General features: G+C 57.5%; 14 protein-coding genes. 12 read left to right on the top strand and 2 right to left on the bottom strand.

Features of this window, described 5'->3' with window-relative positions; all coding sequences use genetic code 11:
• Window positions 1–175: 175 nt before the first annotated feature.
• The 8 genes from QRN85_RS02455 (at window position 176) to QRN85_RS02420 (ending at window position 8,603) form a co-directional block, all read left to right on the top strand.
• Window positions 176–955, top strand: a complete 780-nt coding sequence (locus QRN85_RS02455; RefSeq protein ID WP_113097978.1) for a DeoR/GlpR family DNA-binding transcription regulator — start codon at window positions 176–178, stop codon at window positions 953–955.
• Between the two features lie 104 nt (window positions 956–1,059).
• Window positions 1,060–2,568, top strand: coding sequence for a glycerol-3-phosphate dehydrogenase (glpD, locus tag QRN85_RS02450; RefSeq protein WP_284757112.1), 1,509 nt, complete (start codon window positions 1,060–1,062; stop codon window positions 2,566–2,568).
• Window positions 2,569–2,639: 71 nt separating this feature from the next.
• Window positions 2,640–3,722: an ABC transporter ATP-binding protein gene (locus tag QRN85_RS02445; protein WP_284757111.1), complete on the top strand. Its 1,083-nt coding sequence runs from the start codon at window positions 2,640–2,642 to the stop codon at window positions 3,720–3,722.
• Between the two features lie 12 nt (window positions 3,723–3,734).
• Entirely contained in the window at window positions 3,735–4,805 is a 1,071-nt protein-coding gene (locus tag QRN85_RS02440) for an ABC transporter ATP-binding protein (RefSeq protein ID WP_284757110.1), read from the top strand.
• Window positions 4,806–4,808: 3 nt separating this feature from the next.
• Entirely contained in the window at window positions 4,809–5,675 is an 867-nt protein-coding gene (locus QRN85_RS02435) for a carbohydrate ABC transporter permease (RefSeq protein ID WP_113091834.1), read from the top strand.
• A gap of 14 nt (window positions 5,676–5,689) precedes the next feature.
• Window positions 5,690–6,508 (top strand): carbohydrate ABC transporter permease, encoded by an 819-nt coding sequence (locus QRN85_RS02430; protein ID WP_042616922.1) that lies wholly within the window; start codon window positions 5,690–5,692, stop codon window positions 6,506–6,508.
• Between the two features lie 14 nt (window positions 6,509–6,522).
• Window positions 6,523–6,804, top strand: coding sequence for a DUF2160 domain-containing protein (locus tag QRN85_RS02425; RefSeq protein WP_284757109.1), 282 nt, complete (start codon window positions 6,523–6,525; stop codon window positions 6,802–6,804).
• A 77-nt stretch (window positions 6,805–6,881) separates the two neighbouring features.
• Window positions 6,882–8,603, top strand: a complete 1,722-nt coding sequence (locus QRN85_RS02420) for an ABC transporter substrate-binding protein (protein ID WP_113091836.1) — start codon at window positions 6,882–6,884, stop codon at window positions 8,601–8,603.
• A 765-nt stretch (window positions 8,604–9,368) separates the two neighbouring features.
• Here the strand turns inward: QRN85_RS02420 and fba are convergent.
• Window positions 9,369–10,433 (bottom strand): class II fructose-bisphosphate aldolase, encoded by a 1,065-nt coding sequence (gene fba, locus QRN85_RS02415; RefSeq protein WP_062588084.1) that lies wholly within the window; start codon window positions 10,431–10,433, stop codon window positions 9,369–9,371.
• Between the two features lie 380 nt (window positions 10,434–10,813).
• Between fba and QRN85_RS02410 the strand changes: the two genes are divergently transcribed.
• The 4 genes from QRN85_RS02410 (at window position 10,814) to QRN85_RS02395 (ending at window position 14,996) form a co-directional block, all read left to right on the top strand.
• Window positions 10,814–11,815: an ABC transporter substrate-binding protein gene (locus tag QRN85_RS02410; protein ID WP_062588086.1), complete on the top strand. Its 1,002-nt coding sequence runs from the start codon at window positions 10,814–10,816 to the stop codon at window positions 11,813–11,815.
• A 99-nt stretch (window positions 11,816–11,914) separates the two neighbouring features.
• Window positions 11,915–12,802 (top strand): ABC transporter permease, encoded by an 888-nt coding sequence (locus QRN85_RS02405; RefSeq protein ID WP_062588415.1) that lies wholly within the window; start codon window positions 11,915–11,917, stop codon window positions 12,800–12,802.
• Window positions 12,795–13,925, top strand: coding sequence for a quaternary amine ABC transporter ATP-binding protein (locus tag QRN85_RS02400; protein ID WP_284757108.1), 1,131 nt, complete (start codon window positions 12,795–12,797; stop codon window positions 13,923–13,925). Before QRN85_RS02405 ends, QRN85_RS02400 begins: the two co-directional genes overlap by 8 nt.
• A 48-nt stretch (window positions 13,926–13,973) precedes the next feature.
• Entirely contained in the window at window positions 13,974–14,996 is a 1,023-nt protein-coding gene (locus tag QRN85_RS02395) for an LLM class flavin-dependent oxidoreductase (RefSeq protein WP_284757107.1), read from the top strand.
• 43 nt (window positions 14,997–15,039) lie between these two features.
• Here QRN85_RS02395 and QRN85_RS02390 read toward each other — a convergent pair whose 3' ends face one another.
• Window positions 15,040–16,857, bottom strand: coding sequence for an ABC transporter ATP-binding protein (locus QRN85_RS02390; RefSeq protein WP_284757106.1), 1,818 nt, complete (start codon window positions 16,855–16,857; stop codon window positions 15,040–15,042).
• Window positions 16,858–17,123 lie beyond the last annotated feature (266 nt).

Raw genomic sequence — 17,123 nt, 5'->3', positions numbered from 1 at the left:
AACAAGGACAAAACGGGCCAAGGCGCAACCCCAATATTTATCGGTTGGAAAAAATGGACGGGATTTGCGCCGGATGATTGTGGAAAACTTGTGCCAATGAGCACGACGCCAATCTTTCGTTTCCGGGAAAAATGAAATAAAACGAAAGTTCGCATCATCGCCCGGGCAGAGCCTCATGTTTTTCACACCCCGCCAAGTTGAGATCATCGAACTCGCAAAGTCTGAAGGAAAGGTCATTGTCGAGGATCTGGCAAACAGGTTTTCCGTGACGTCCCAGACGATTCGCAAAGATTTGAACGACCTTTGCGAAGCAAGGGCGCTGACCCGTATTCATGGTGGAGCGATATTTCCAAGCAGCACCGAGAACGTCCGCTATGAGGCCCGCAGATCGATTGCTGCCAGCGAAAAACAGGCCATCGGGCGCGCCGCCGCTGCCCTCATTCCCAACAACACCTCCCTCTTCATCAATATCGGCACCACGACGGAAGCCGTTGGCGAGGCGTTGCTGGACCATCACGAACTGATGGTCATCACCAATAATATCAACGTTGCCAATCGATTACGCATTTATCCCGGCATCGAGGTGGTGATTGCAGGCGGCGTCGTGCGCGGCTCGGATGGTGGCATTGTCGGGGAAGCGGCCGTGGACTTTATCCGACAGTTCAAGGTGGATTACGCCGTCATCGGCGTCTCGGCCATCGACAGGGACGGCGCCTTGCTTGACTATGACTTTCGTGAGGTGAAAGTCGCGCAAGCCATCATCGCCAATGCACGTCACGTGATTCTGGTTTCAGATTCCAGCAAGTTCGACCGAACCGCGCCTGTTCGCATCGGCCATATCTCCCAGGTACACACCTTCATCACCGACAGTTGCCCGCTTCAGCCAGTCAGGGTGATCTGCAAGGAAAACGGGGTGAAATTGATCGAAACCGGTGCGGGCAACGCAGAGAAATAACGGCCCGAACATTCGTTTGACATTCACTTTGTTTTCATTTTAACTCGCCTGAATTTCGAATTCCAAAGAATAAGCGGCAGAATGTCGCGCCAGGGAGAGTGTCAGTGAACGAGCAGGCGGTCCGCGATATTTTCGTGATCGGTGGCGGGATCAACGGGTGCGGCATCGCGCGCGACGCTGCTGGCCGGGGCTATTCGGTCACTCTTGCCGAAATGAACGATTTCGCGTCGGGCACATCGTCAGGCGCAACAAAGCTCATTCACGGCGGCCTTCGCTACCTCGAACATTATGAATTCCGGCTGGTGCGCGAAGCGTTGATGGAGCGCGAAGTGCTCTGGGCCATGGCTCCGCACATCATCTGGCCAATGCGGTTTGTTCTGCCATTCCACAAGGGCGGAGTGCGCCCGGCCTGGCTGATAAGGCTCGGGCTGTTCCTTTATGATCATCTTGGCGGTCGCAAACTGCTACCCGCTACCAAGTCGCTCGATATGCGGCGCGATCCAGCAGGAAAGCCCCTGAAGCCGATCTTCACCAAGGCATTTGAATATTCGGATGGATGGGTGGATGATGCACGTCTCGTCGTGCTGAACGCCCGGGATGCAGCAGATCGCGGCGCCGACATCATGAGCCGTGCGAAGGTCGTATCCGTTCGTCGTGAAGACGGCCTGTGGAAAGTCGATGTGAAGGAAGCCGCCACCGGCATCGTTAAAACCGTTCACGCCAGAATGCTGATCAATGCATCCGGTCCGTGGGTGGATAATGTTCTTTCCAACGCGGCGGGCAAGAACCAGGTGCACAATGTGCGCCTCGTTCAGGGCAGCCATATCATCGTGAAGAAGAAGTTCGACGATGTCAGGGCCTATTTCTTCCAGAACCCTGATAACCGCATCATTTTTGCCATTCCCTATGAGACCGACTTCACGCTGATCGGCACGACGGACCGGGACTATGATGGTGATCCGTCGCAGGTGAAAATCAGCGACGAGGAAACACAATATCTTTGCAATGCGGCCAGCGAATATTTCGCCGAACCGGTCACAAAGGATGATATTGTCTGGACCTATTCTGCGGTGCGCCCGCTCTATGATGACGGCGCCTCCAAGGCGCAGGAAGCCACGCGTGACTATGTCTTGAAGCTTGAGAACACGGATGGCGAAGCGCCATTGCTGAATGTTTTCGGAGGCAAGCTGACGACATATCGCCGATTGGCGGAACACGCGCTGGAGAAGATCGGTGAGGCGATTGGCGGCAAGGGCGCGCCATGGACGGCAAAAAGCTCGCTTCCGGGCGGTGATTTCGCGGCCACCGGTTACGAAGCCGAGGTGAACAAACTCACCACAAAGTATAGCTTTCTATCTGAACGGCAGGCGCGCAGACTGGTGCGTCTCTATGGTACGAAAGCATATGCCATTCTGGGCGATGCAAAAAGCATGGAGGCACTCGGCCAGCATTTCGGCGGCGATCTCTATGAGCGCGAAGTCGAATGGCTGATGCGTCAGGAATGGGCCAGAACGAGCGACGACGTGTTGTGGCGCAGAACGAAGCAGGGCCTGCATTTTTCCAAGGAAGAAGCAGCCGCGCTGAACGACTATATGGCGGCGATTGCCGTCTGACGAATGCCCGCAGGGGCACAAAACACTGACATTGAAGCAGAATCTTGCAGGTTGGGAGGCCTCGGGACGGCATGCTGGAATTACGCAATATCGCCAAGATAGTGGGTGGTGAGTACCACATCTACCCCACCAATCTGACCCTCAAGCGGGGCACGCTCAACGTGCTGCTGGGGCCGACGCTTTCTGGAAAAACATCACTGATGCGGCTGATGGCCGGTCTGGACAAACCGACCGAAGGGCAGTTGCTGTTCGATGGCGCGGATGTGACGGGCAAGCGCGTGCAGGACCGCAGCGTGGCCATGGTCTACCAGCAATTCATCAATTACCCGGCGCTCACCGTTTACGAGAACATCGCCTCCCCGATGCGCATTGCCAAGAAGGACGCAGCCACCATCGACCGCGAAGTGCGGAGGGCGGCGGATCTGCTGCGGCTGACACCTTACCTCGACCGCACCCCGCTCAACCTTTCCGGTGGCCAACAGCAGCGCACGGCGCTCGCCCGCGCCATCGTCAAGAATGCAAGTCTGGTGCTGCTCGATGAGCCGCTGGCCAATCTGGATTACAAGCTGCGCGAAGAGCTTCGCGAGGAATTGCCGAAGATTTTTGCCCTTTCCGGCGCGATCTTTGTCTATGCGACCACGGAGCCATCGGAAGCCCTGCTTCTGGGCGGCAATACCGCGACGCTGCATCAGGGCCGCATCACGCAATATGGCAGTACAATCGACCTCTACCGCAACCCGGTCGATCTGATTTCCGCCCGCACCTTTGCCGATCCGCCGCTCAACATCATCGAACTCACCCGCTCCGGCGCATCATTCCTCAATGACGGCAAACCCGTTTTCGAAGTTCCCGCCCATCTTGCCGGTATTGCGGATGGCCCCGTGACCGTGGCCTTCCACCCGCATCACCTCTATCCCATGCCTGCCCATGACGGTGCGGTCAGACTTTCTGCAAAGACGCTGATTTCCGAAATCGCCGGTTCCGAAAGCTTTGTGCATGTCGATTTTGCCGGCAATCGCTGGGTCATGCTGACGCGCGGCATTCTTGACATCGAGCCGGACAGGCAGATCGATATTTATCTCGACACCCGCCATCTGATGGCGTTCGACGCGAATGGCCGCTCGCTTGGCGCCCCGCAACATCTGGCCGCGTGAGGAGAAGAGATCATGGCACGCATCAGTCTCGATCACATCCGCCACGCCTATAACGCCAAGGCCAAGGCGGCCAATGATTATGCCCTCAAGGAAGTGAACTACGAGTGGAGCGATGGCGGCGCCTATGCGCTGCTCGGCCCCTCCGGCTGCGGCAAGACGACCCTGCTCAATATCATCTCCGGTCTCATCAATCCCTCGGACGGGCGTATCCTCTTCGATGGCAAGGACGTCACCAATCTGCCCACAGAGCAGCGCAACATCGCGCAGGTCTTCCAGTTTCCAGTCATTTACGACACCATGACCGTATACGACAATCTGGCCTTTCCGCTGCGCAATCGCGGCGTTTCGGAAACCGATGTGGACCGCCGCGTCAACGAAATCCTTGAGATGATCGACCTGTCATCCTGGGCCAAGCGCCGCGCACACCGGCTGACGGCAGACCAGAAGCAGAAGATTTCGCTGGGCCGTGGGCTCGTCCGCAACGACGTCAACGCCATCCTCTTCGATGAGCCGCTAACGGTCATCGACCCGCATATGAAATGGGTGCTGCGCTCACAATTGAAGCGGCTTCACAAGCAGTTCGGCTTCACCATGGTCTATGTCACGCATGACCAGACAGAAGCCATGACTTTCGCTGACAAGGTCGTCGTCATGTATGATGGCCAGATCGTGCAGATCGGCACGCCTGCGGAGTTGTTCGAACGGCCAAGCCATACTTTCGTTGGCTACTTCATTGGCTCGCCGGGCATGAACTTCATGCCGGTGGCGCTGGATGGCGCCGAGGCCCGCATCGGCGACCAGAATGTGTCGCTTTCCGCAGCACCAAAGGTGGCGGCGGGCGCAAAGACAGAGCTTGGCATTCGTCCTGAATTCATCTCGCTTGGGCGCCAGGGCATGCCGGTCACCATTAGCAAGGTGGAAGATATCGGGCGGCAGAAGATCGTGCGCGCCAGCTTTGCCGGACATCCGCTGACCGTGGTCATGCCTGAGGATGGCGATATCCCGTCTGAGCCGCATGTCACGTTCGATCCCAATGCCATCGGTATTTACGCCGATAGCTGGCGCGTTGGCACGGGAGCCTGAGCCATGGAAAAAACCGTCAACAACAAGGCCTGGTTTCTGGTCATCCCGGTTCTCATACTCGTCGCATTTTCCGCCGTCATTCCGCTGATGACCGTGGTGAACTATTCGGTTCAGGATACGTTCGGAAACAACCAGTTCTTCTGGGCCGGAACCGATTGGTTCGTGCAGATGCTGCACTCGCCCCGCTTCTGGGATGCGCTGATGCGCAACCTGATTTTCTCCTTCGTCATTCTGGCAATCCAGATACCGCTCGGAATTCTGATCGCGCTGAATATGCCGAAGACTGGACTCGGCGTGCCCGTCTGCCTCGTGCTCATGGCACTGCCGCTTCTCATTCCGTGGAACGTGGTTGGCACGATCTGGCAGGTCTTTGGCCGCGTCGATATCGGCTTCCTCGGCCATTACCTGTCGATGCTTGGCATCGATTATAATTACACGCAGGACCCTGTGGATGCCTGGGCAACGGTCATCATCATGGATGTCTGGCACTGGACGAGCCTTGTGGTGCTGCTGTGCTATGCCGGTCTGGTCTCGATTCCCGACGCTTATTATCAGGCGGCGCGTATCGATGGCGCATCGCGCTGGTCAGTCTTCCGCTATATCCAGTTGCCGAAGATGAAGCGCGTGCTACTGATTGCCGTGCTGCTGCGTTTCATGGACAGCTTCATGATCTACACCGAACCCTTCGTGGTTACCGGCGGCGGCCCAGGCAATTCCACCACCTTCCTCTCGATCGATCTTGTGAAAATGGCGGTCGGCCAGTTCGACCTGGGACCAGCGGCGGCCATGTCGATCATCTACTTCCTGATTATCCTTGCCCTGTCCTGGATCTTCTACACCGTCATGACCAATAGCGACGAACAGGCGTGAGAAAGGAGATTATCATGAGCAATTCAAAGTCCATCACGCGCTTCTCCTTTCTGATCCCGACGATCTACATCCTGTTCCTGCTGCTGCCGATCTACTGGCTCGTCAATATGAGCTTCAAGGAAAACGGCGAGATTCTCGGGGCCTTTTCGCTGTGGCCGCAAAACCCGACGCTGCGCAATTACACCGTCATCTTTACCGACCCGGCCTGGTATAACGGCTATATCAACTCCATCATCTATGTGGTGATGAACACGGTGATCTCGGTTGCCGCCGCACTGCCTGCCGCCTACGCCTTCTCGCGCTACCGCTTTTTGGGCGACAAGCACCTGTTTTTCTGGCTGCTGACAAACCGCATGGCGCCACCCGCCGTGTTTGCCCTGCCCTTCTTCCAGCTCTATTCCGCCTTCGGCCTGATCGATACGCACATCGCAGTGGCCATTGCCCACTGCCTGTTCAACGTCCCGCTGGCGGTCTGGATTCTCGAAGGCTTCATGTCGGGCGTGCCGAAGGAAATCGATGAGACCGCCTATATTGACGGTTATTCCTTCCCGCGCTTTTTCGTGAAAATCTTCATGCCCCTGATTGCAAGCGGCATCGGTGTCGCGGCCTTCTTCTGCTTCATGTTCTCATGGGTTGAACTGCTGTTGGCGAGAACGCTGACGACAACCGCCGCAAAGCCGATTGCGGCCACCATGACACGCACCGTCTCCGCCTCGGGCATGGATTGGGGCGTGCTGGCTGCCGCAGGTGTGCTCACCATCATTCCGGGCGCGCTGGTCATCTATTTCGTCCGAAACTACATCGCCAAGGGCTTTGCCCTCGGCCGCGTCTAAGAAAGGAAGAGGAGATGAGTTTTTCCTGGATGGCGTGGACGTTACCCACGGCACTGTTTTTTCTGACCATTCTGGCGCTTCTGATCGGCATGGCGGTTTGGGAATATGTGTCGCCCGGCGGCAATCCGCGTATCGGCGTGCTGCGCTTTGAAACCACACGCGGCGACCGCCTGTTCGTTTCGCTGCTCGGCTCTGCATTCATCCACCTCGGTTGGCTTGGCCTCGTCGGCCCCGGCCTCTGGTGGGCACTGGCTCTTTCGGTGGTCTATGCGATTGGCGTCTTCCGCTTCGTCTAGGCTCTCCGACTGAAATACCGGGAGGGAGGACCGCCCGGATCTATCGTTACGCAATCGCAAACCTTGGGAGGATGATTATGCGAATGCATCTTTTGACGACGACAGCAGCATCCCTGCTGGCACTGGCCGGCGTGGCAAACGCCGGAATGAACGAGGCCAAGACCTTCCTGGACAAGGAGATCGGCGATCTCTCCAGCCTTTCCCGCGCAGAGCAGGAAAAGGAAATGCAATGGTTTATCGATGCGGCAAAGCCTTTTGCCGGCATGGATATCAAGGTTGTCTCGGAAACGCTGACGACGCATGAATATGAATCCAAGGTGCTTGCGAAAGCCTTCACCGAAATCACCGGCATCAAGATCACCCACGACCTGATTGGTGAAGGTGACGTGGTTGAAAAGCTGCAGACACAAATGCAGTCTGGTGAAAACATCTATGATGCCTTTGTCAACGATAGCGACCTGATCGGCACGCACTGGCGCTATCAGCAGGTGCGCAACCTGACGGACTGGATGGCGAAGGAAGGCAAGGACGTGACCAACCCCGGCCTTGACCTGAAGGACTTCATCGGCACCAAGTTCACAACGGCACCTGATGGCAAGCTCTACCAACTGCCGGACCAGCAGTTCGCGAACCTCTACTGGTTCCGTTATGACTGGTTCAACGACGAGAAGAACAAGGCGGATTTCAAGGCTAAATACGGCTATGATCTCGGCGTTCCCGTCAACTGGTCTGCCTATGAAGACATTGCTGAGTTTTTCACCGGTCGTGAAATCAACGGCAAGAAGGTCTATGGCCATATGGATTATGGCAAGAAAGACCCATCGCTGGGCTGGCGCTTCACCGATGCCTGGCTGTCCATGGCTGGTAACGGCGACAAGGGCCTGCCGAACGGTCTGCCGGTCGATGAATGGGGTATCAAGGTCAACGACAAGTCCCAGCCGGTCGGCTCCTGCGTTGCACGCGGTGGCGATACCAACGGCCCGGCCTCGGTCTACGCCATCCAGAAATATCTCGACTGGATGAAGGCCTATGCTCCTCCTGCCGCGCAGGGCATGAACTTCTCCGAATCCGGTCCCGTACCGGCGCAGGGCGAAGTAGCGCAGCAGATTTTCTGGTACACGGCCTTTACGGCTGATGCCGTCAAGAAGGGCCTGCCTGTCGTGAACGAGGACGGCACGCCGAAATGGCGCATGGCTCCTTCCCCGCACGGCGTCTACTGGAAGGATGGCATGAAGCTTGGCTATCAGGACGTCGGCTCCTGGACGCTGATGAAATCCACGCCTGACGACCGCGCCAAGGCCGCATGGCTCTACGCGCAGTTCGTGACCTCAAAGACAGTGGACGTGAAGAAGAGCCATGTCGGCCTGACTCTGACGCGCGACTCCTCGATCAACCACGAGAGCTTCACCAAGCGTGCGAAGGATCTCGGCGGCCTGATCGAGTTCTACCGTTCGCCTGCCCGCGTTCAATGGTCGCCAACCGGCACCAACGTTCCTGACTATCCAAAGCTGGCACAGCTGTGGTGGCAGGCCGTGGGTGATGCGTCCTCGGGCGCAAAAACCGCGCAGGAAGCCATGGACTCGCTTTGCGCCGAACAGGAAAAGGTTCTGCAGCGTCTGGAACGCGCTGGCGTTCAGGGCGAAATCGGACCGAAGCTGGCCGAAGAGCATGACCTTGAATATTGGAACAAGGACGCCGTTTCCAAGGGCCACCTTGCACCACAGCTGAAGGTCGCCAACGAAAAAGAAAAGCCGATGACCGTCAACTACGACGAACTAGTCAAGAGCTGGCAGAAGTAAGTCTGCGGGATTGAAACGTTGAGAGGGCAGCTTGCTGCCCTCTTTTTCATCGCATCACACTCACCACCGTCATACCGGCCTTGAGCCGGTATCCAGCCAGCCCAAGTCTTTGGGCTGAAAGAACCTTTCTCGGCGCGCAGACGCGCGCCAGCTGGACCCCGGCTCGAGGCCGGGGTGACGGAGAGAAGCGTCATCCGTTCCAAAACTAGAGATGACCGTCAGTTACGCCGAGTTGGCCATGAAATGGCAGAGGTTATACTGTGGAATTGAACCGTGCAGAGGGCAGCTCGCTGCTCTCTTTTTTATCGCACCATACACACCACCGTCATACCGGCCTTGAGCCGGTATCCCGTCAGCCCAAGTCTTTGGGCTGAAAGAACCTTACTTGGCGCGCAGACGCGCACCGGCTGGACCCCGGCTCGAGGCCGGGGTGACGGAGAGAAGTTCTCATCCATTCCAAAAGTAAAGATGACCGTCAATTACGTCGAGTTGGTCATGAAATGGCAGAGGTAACTTGGCGGGGTTGAAACGTGCGGAGGGTGGCTTGCTGCACTCTTTTCATCGCACCACACTCACCACCGTCATACCGGCCTTGAGCCGGTATCCAGTCAGCCCAAGTCTTTGGGCTGAAAGAACTTTCCTCGGCGCGCAGACGCGCGCTGGCTGGACCCCGGCTCGAGGCCGGGGTGACGGGGAGAAGCGTCACGCTCCAAAACAAAAAAGCCGGGACGGTATCACCGCCCCGGCTTTTACTTCAAATGCCAATTACGAAATAACCGGGTCCAGCGAGCCGGACGCATAGCGCTTTGCCATGTCACGCAGCGGAATAGGCGTGATCTTGGACGCCTGTCCCTCGGTCCAGAAGAGTTCGAAACGTTCCTTGCAGAGCTTCGTCATGGCTTCCCGGGCAGGCTTCAGATATTTGCGCAGATCGAACTCTGCCGGTTCTTCCATCAGCACCTTGCGGATCTGGCCGGTGATGGCCATGCGGCAGTCGGTGTCGATGTTGATCTTGCGCACGCCGTTCTTGATGCCGCGCTGGATTTCCTCGATCGGAACGCCCCAGGTCGGCTTGATCGCGCCGCCATAGGAATTGATGATATCCTGCAGGTCCTGCGGCACGGTGGAGGAGCCATGCATGACAAGGTGCGTGTTTGGCAGCTTGTTATGGATTTCCTCGATGACATTCATGGCAAGCACGGTGCCATCGGGGCGGCGGGTGAACTTGTAGGCGCCGTGGCTCGTGCCCATTGCAACGGCCAGCGCGTCCACCTTGGTTTCGCGAACGAATTTCACGGCCTCGTCCGGGTCTGTCAGCAACTGGTCATGGGACAGAACGCCTTCGGCGCCGTGGCCATCTTCAGCCTCGCCCATGCCGCTTTCGAGCGAACCGAGCACACCGAGTTCACCTTCCACGGAAATGCCGCCGTAATGGGCCATGTCTGTGACCTGACGCGTGACGCCGACATTGTAATCCCAGTCACCCGGCGTCTTGCCATCGGCCTTCAGCGAGCCATCCATCATGACGGATGTAAAACCGGCCTGGATGGCGGTCATACAGCTGGCCGGTTCATTGCCGTGGTCGAGATGAACACAAACGGGAATATGCGGATAAATTTCCACAACCGCGTCCATCATGTGTTTGAGCATAATATCATTGGCATAGGCGCGTGCACCACGCGATGCCTGCATGATCACGGGAGAATTGGTCGCATCCGCCGCATCCATGATGGCCAGCGCCTGCTCCATATTGTTGATGTTGAAGGCAGGTACGCCGTAGCCGTGTTCTGCCGCGTGATCGAGCAACTGTCGGAGCGTTATTCGAGCCAAGGTATTTCCCCTTAAACAATCTGATTTGAAAACGAGATGCTTTTTTCACCCATCCGCCAAGGAACGGATGTGTACTATTGCCCCGGGAATAGGAACTATCCAGCTTTTTTTGACAGCTATCAGCAAAGATTGGGCCTTTTCGCGCAGTTTCTCTGGCCATTTCAGGCTTGCGAGAGCCATTTTGGCGCTTCCAGCCGAAAATCTTGACAGAAGATTAAAATCGGGCGGCTGTCGTGGTTTGGCAGATCACCGTCGCATTTTGTGCAGGTTGCGGGCGGCCTTCGCGCCATCATCCCTGCAACCTTGCAAAAGACAAGAACAGTGGCAGGCCCAGCGGCAGGTCTGCTCTCTTATAAGCGCCGCCAATAAAGGGAACAGCGATGAATAAACTGCTTGCATCAACCTGTCTGGTGTTCGGCCTGTTGGCTGGCGCCTCCGCATCCAGCGCCGCAGATTGCGGTAGCCCGACAATCGCCAGCATGAACTGGCAGAGCGCGGAAGTGCTCTCCAATATCGACAAGATCATTCTCAACGAAGGCTATGGCTGCAGCGCCGATATTACCGTCGGCGATACTGTCCCCACCATCACCTCCATGGTGGAAAAAGGGCAACCGGATATCGCGCCTGAGGCATGGGCCGATACATTGCCAGAAGTCGTCAAGCGCGGCGTCGACGAAGGCAAACTTGTCGTTGCCGCAACGGCCTTGCCGGATGGCGGCATTCAGGGTTGGTGGATACCCAAATACGTGGCTGAAGCCCACCCGGAGATCAAGACGATCGGCGACTTGATGAAAAACCCCAAGCTGTTTCCCGATGCAGAAAACCCTGACAAGGGCGCCATCGTGAACGGCCCGCAGGGTTGGGGCGGCACCGTTGTCACGGCGCAGCTCTACAAGGCATTCGGCGCTGAAAAGGCGGGCTTCAACCTCATCGACAGCGGTTCGTCTGCCGGTCTCGACGGCTCCATTGCCAAGGCATATGAACGCAAGCAGCCATGGGTCGGGTACTACTGGTCGCCAACGGCACTTCTCGGCAAATATGAGATGGTCAAGCTGGAGCCGGGTGTTGCCGCCGATCCCGCCGAATGGAAACGCTGCAACACCGTTGCGGATTGTCCGGATCCCAAGCCGAATGCATGGCCTGTCGACAAGGTCGTGACGCTCGTTGCGAAGCCTTTCTCGGAGAAGGCCGGACCTGCCGTGATGGATTATCTCAACAAGCGGTCCTGGAGCAACAACACCGTCAACAAGCTGATGGCATGGATGACGGACAACCAGGCGACGGGTGAAGACAGCGCCAAGCACTTCCTGAAAGAAAACCCCGATATCTGGACCAAATGGGTCTCTGCCGAGGCTGCCGAGAAAATCAAGGCTTCGCTCTGACGCGCATCCCTGCTGCCGGCGCTTGCGCCTGCAACCACGCAAGAGAACAGGCGGCTGGCCATTGCCAGTCGCCCGTCGTCGCGAACTCTGGGGAATTTCATGGACTGGTTTTACGCGTTTCCGCACATGAACGACGATGGCCTTCGCAATCTGAAAAAGATGATCGATGATGGCTTTCGTGAATTTACCCGTGCCTGGGGAGGCACGATTGAAGGTTTCTTCTCACCCCTGCAGCAGTTCCTGATTGCCGCAGAACGGTTCATGACACAGACGCCATGGCCGATCATTATTCTGATCATCATGGTCATTGCCTGGTTTGCCAGCCGCAGCGCCAAGATCGTCGCAGGCTGCATGTTCACGCTGCTGGCCATCGGCTATTTCGACATGTGGACGGATACGATGCGGACGATCTCGATGATCTTTGTCTGCACGGTTCTCTCCATCGTCATCGGCCTGCCCATTGGCATTGCCATGTCCCATTCCAATCGCTTCCAGCGGGTCGTCAATCCCATTCTCGATGTGATGCAGACGATGCCAAGCTTCGTCTACCTCATCCCGGTGGTCATGCTTCTGGGTATTGGCAGGGTTCCGGGCCTGATCGCCGTGGTGATCTACGCCATTCCTCCCATGATACGGCTCACCAATCTCGGCATCCGCCTGGTAGACCGCGATGTGCTGGAAGCAGCCGATGCCTTCGGCTCTTCCGGCTGGCAGAAGCTCTTCAAGGTTCAGCTGCCGCTCGCCCTTCCCACCATCATGGCTGGCATCAACCAGACCATCATGATGGCGCTGGCCATGGTCGTCATCGCCTCGATGATCGGGGTGCAGGGACTGGGTCAGCCTGTCCTCAAGGCAATTGCCAACCAGTATTTCACGCTCGGCATCTTCAACGGCCTTGCCATTGTCGGCATCGCCATCATCTTCGATCGCATCAGCCAGGCTTATGGCAAGAGGCTCCAGAAACATCAGGAGATGACCCATGGCTGAAGGCGCATTCGGCGGCATCAAAATCAGAAATCTCTACAAGGTTTTCGGCAGCAATGCTCAGACCTTTGTCGATGCCGTGAGGAACGGCATGAGCAAGACGGAGCTGAATGAAAAACATGGTCACGTCCTCGGTCTGCGGAATATCAATATCGATATTCCTTCGGGCTGCATACAGGTCATCATGGGGCTTTCGGGCTCCGGCAAATCCACGCTGATCAGACACATCAACCGACTGATTGACCCCACGGCGGGCGAGGTGCTGGTGGACGGCGTGGACGTTGTAAAAATGAACGTGCAGGAGCTGCGCAATTTCCGCCGCCACCAGACAGCCATGGTCTTCCAGAAGTTTGCCCTCCTGCCACACCGCAACGTGCTGGATAACACGGTCTACGGCCTGGAGGTGCAGGGCATATCCCGGGCCCGAAGCGTGGAAGTGGCGATGGGCTGGCTGGAGCGTGTCGGATTGAAGGGCTATGAAACCCGTTTTCCCAACCAGCTGTCGGGCGGAATGCAGCAGCGCGTCGGACTTGCGCGCGCACTTTCCAACGACGCACCGGTGCTGTTGATGGATGAAGCCTATTCCGCGCTCGACCCTCTCATCCGCACCGACATGCAAACGGTGCTTCTCGACATCCAGAAGGAGATCAAGAAGACCATCGTTTTCATCACCCACGATCTCGATGAGGCTCTAAGGCTTGGAGACCAGATCGCAATCCTGCGAGATGGCGAGGTCATTCAGCAGGGCACCAGCCAGGACATCGTGCTTCGCCCGGCAGATGATTACATCGCGACCTTCGTCAAGGAAGTGAACCGCGGACGCGTCATCACCGTCGAAGCCATCATGTCGCCCACCAGGGTGGGCGGCGGCTATCATCGTCAGTCCATTCCAGCGGAAACCAGCGTCGAAGAAGCCATGCGCACATTGTCGATCAGCGGAGAGGACGATGCGGCGGTTACTGCAGCCTCTGGCGAAGTTGTGGGAACGGTCAGTTTCCGCCAGCTTGCCAGCGCGATTGTCAACGCTGGCGTTACGGATACGGGGGCCAAAAGCCGGACTGATGGCACTGCGGCGTCAAGGCCTGAACAGACTGTTCACAATCCTGCCGATACATTCACCGCGTAGCGCACTATATGTTCGGCAACGAAACATATGCGTTACAGGTGAAAACACATGAAGAAGATCGGCTTTTTGTCCTTCGGTCACTGGAGCCCCGGCCCGCACTCGCAGGCCCGTACGGCAAAAGATGTGCTGAAGCAATCCATCGAGCTTTCCGTTGCAGCTGAAGAGATCGGCGTCGACGGAGCCTATTTCCGCGTGCACCACTTTGCCCGCCAGCTGGCCTCTCCCTTTCCGCTGCTGGCAGCCGTGGGCGCGCGAACGAAGACGATCGAGATCGGCACCGGCGTCATCGACATGCGGTATGAGAACCCGCTCTACATGGCGGAAGATGCGGGTGCGGCCGACCTGATTTCGGATGGCCGTCTGCAACTGGGCATCAGCCGAGGCTCTCCCGAACAGGTCATCGATGGCTGGCGCTATTTCGGTTACCAGCCGAAAGAAGGGTCCGATGATGCGGAAATGGGACGGCACAGCGCCGAGGTGTTTCTGGAGGTGCTGAAGGGCGAAGGTTTTGCCGAGCCCAACCCGCACCCGATGTTCCCGAACCCGCCGGGAATGCTAAGGCTGGAACCGCACTCCGAGGGTCTTCGCGACCGTATCTGGTGGGGTGCCGGCTCCAACGCGACGGCAATATGGGCCGCAAAGCTTGGCATGAACCTGCAAAGCTCGACGCTGAAGAACGACGAGACCGGCGAGCCTTTCCATGTTCAGCAAGCGGCGCAGATCCGTGCCTATCGCCAGGCCTGGAAGGAAGCGGGCCACAGCCGCGAGCCGCGCGTATCCGTCAGCCGCAGCATCTTTGCGCTGGTGGATGACCGTGACCGCGCCTATTTCGGTCGCGGCAGCAAGGAAAGCGACAGCATCGGATATCTCGACGCCAGCACGCGCGCCATCTTCGGACGTTCCTATGCGGCCGATCCAGAAACTCTGGTCAAGGAGCTTGCGCAGGATGAAGCGATTGCCGAAGCCGATACGCTGCTTCTGACAATCCCGAACCAGCTGGGTGTCGAATACAACGTCCACGTCCTCGACTCCATTCTCAAATACGTCGCGCCGGAACTCGGCTGGCGTTGATTGCAGGCTGCACGGCATTGATCGGTGCCGTGCAGCTTTTCCGTCATTCGGCAACATCCATCACCAGACCCTTCGTCAACTCCAGCGCCTGCCGCTCGAACAGACCGCGATAGATACCGCCTTTTTTCTGGATGAGGCTGACATGGGTACCCTCTTCCGCAATTTTCCCGTGATCGAAGACGAGCAACCGATCCAGCGATCGCACGGTTGAAAGCCGGTGTGCCACCACAAGGGTCGTGCGCCCCAGCATCAAACGCTCCATCGCGGTCTGGATCAGCATTTCCGATTCCGAATCCAGACTGGATGTTGCCTCATCCAGAATGAGTATCGGTGCATCCGCCAGAAACGCCCGCGCAATCGCGATCCGCTGCCGCTCTCCGCCGGAAAGCTTGACGCCGCGTTCGCCCACCAGTGTGCCGTACCCCTTGGGCAGAGCCGAGATGAAGCCATGGGCACTTGCAAGCCTTGTCGCATTCTCGATTTCCTTCTGCGTGGCGCTTGGCCTTGCATAGGCGATGTTTTCCGCCAGCGTCCGGTGAAACAGGATCGGCTCCTGCTGCACGATGGCAATCTGCTGTCGCAACGACATCTGCGACACCTGCGAAATATCCTGCCCGTCAATGCGTATCGCACCATGGCTCACGTCATGCAGCCGTTGGATAAGCTTGATGAACGTCGTTTTACCTGAGCCCGAATGCCCAACCAGACCGACGCGTTCGCCCGGCTTGATCGTGACCGAAAAGTCCTTGTAGAGCGGTGCCAGATGCTTTCCATAATGGAAGCTCACCCCATCAAACTCGATCCGTCCTTCATTGATGACCAGTGCTTTTGCCTTGGCCACATCGTCGATGCCGAGCGGTTGCGCATGGATTTCGACAAGTTCCTCCATGTCGTTCACCGAACGCTGCAGGTTGCGGATATGCATCCCGATTTCACGCAGATAGCCCTGCAGGATGAAGAACGATGTCAAAACGAAAGTGATATCACCGGCATTGGCTTTGCCAGCGGCCCAGAGCAACAGAGCAAGTCCAACCACACCCGCCCGCATGATGCCGAGCAGACCTGCTTGAAGCGTGCCGTTGATCGTTCCGCGCGTCCAGGTGCGCCGGGTCCGGTCTTCCCATTTGCCCATGACACGCGCCAATCGCTTGTCCTCACGGTCCTCTGCACCAAATGCCTTGACGACAGCATTGCACGTCACCGCATCGGCCAGAGACCCGCCAAGGCGTGTGTCCCAGGCATTGGCAAGACTTGCCATGGGCGCGACAAAGCCCAACGACATGCTGGCCGTGATGCAGACAAACAGCAACGAGCCAAGCCCCACGAGCAGGCCCATCATCGGCCAGTACCACGTCATCAGCACCGTGGAGCCGATGAGCATGACGACGGATGGAAACAGGGCCACGAAAACAGTGTCGTTCAGCAAATCCAGCGCCCACATGCCGCGCGTGACCTTGCGCACTGTCGAACCGGCAAAGCTGTTGGCGTGCCAGTCCGAAGAGAAACGCTGGATGCGGTGGAAGGAATTCGCGGCAATATCCGCCATGGACTGCAACGTGAAGCTGATAATGGTCATGAAGGTGACGTGCCGCAAAATGACAGCCAGAAGCGCAAGCCCGATCAGCCAATAGAAAGCGTTGATTGCATTGCTCCACGCAGCGGGATCACTGCCGGAACCGGACACGACCGCATCCACCAGCCGCCCGGCAAACATGGGCGTCAACACATCGGCAAGTGTGGACATGAGCACCGCGCACAGCATGAAGCCGGCACGGCCCGGCTGCTGGCGCCAATGCGACCAACAGAAACGAAAAACAGTGCTAAACGCCTTGCTCCGGCGTATTTTCAAACCAAAAGACATGAATAGCATCCGGCACGCGGCCGGTCCCATGAAAGAATCTAGTGTGGAATCCGCGCGAGCTTGCGGCGCGAAACGATGGGGAAAACTTGAAAGAAACGACCGGATTATCGGTGTTTGTGGCTGAGTTTCTCGATCAGATCAGAGAACCCGCGGGCGCGGGCGCTGCGGAGGCCACCGGGGAGTTGGAAAAATATGCCATTTGAAACCTCCCTCGCTCAGGTTGAAGCTGGCATAATAGGCAGGCGCCTTTAAAAGCCAACCCGAAT

The sequence above is a fragment of the Agrobacterium sp. fls2-241-TYG-188a genome (genome assembly GCF_030209845.1).
The sequence above is the reverse complement of the archived record's forward strand: the minus strand, read 5'-3'. Positions and strand labels throughout refer to the sequence as shown.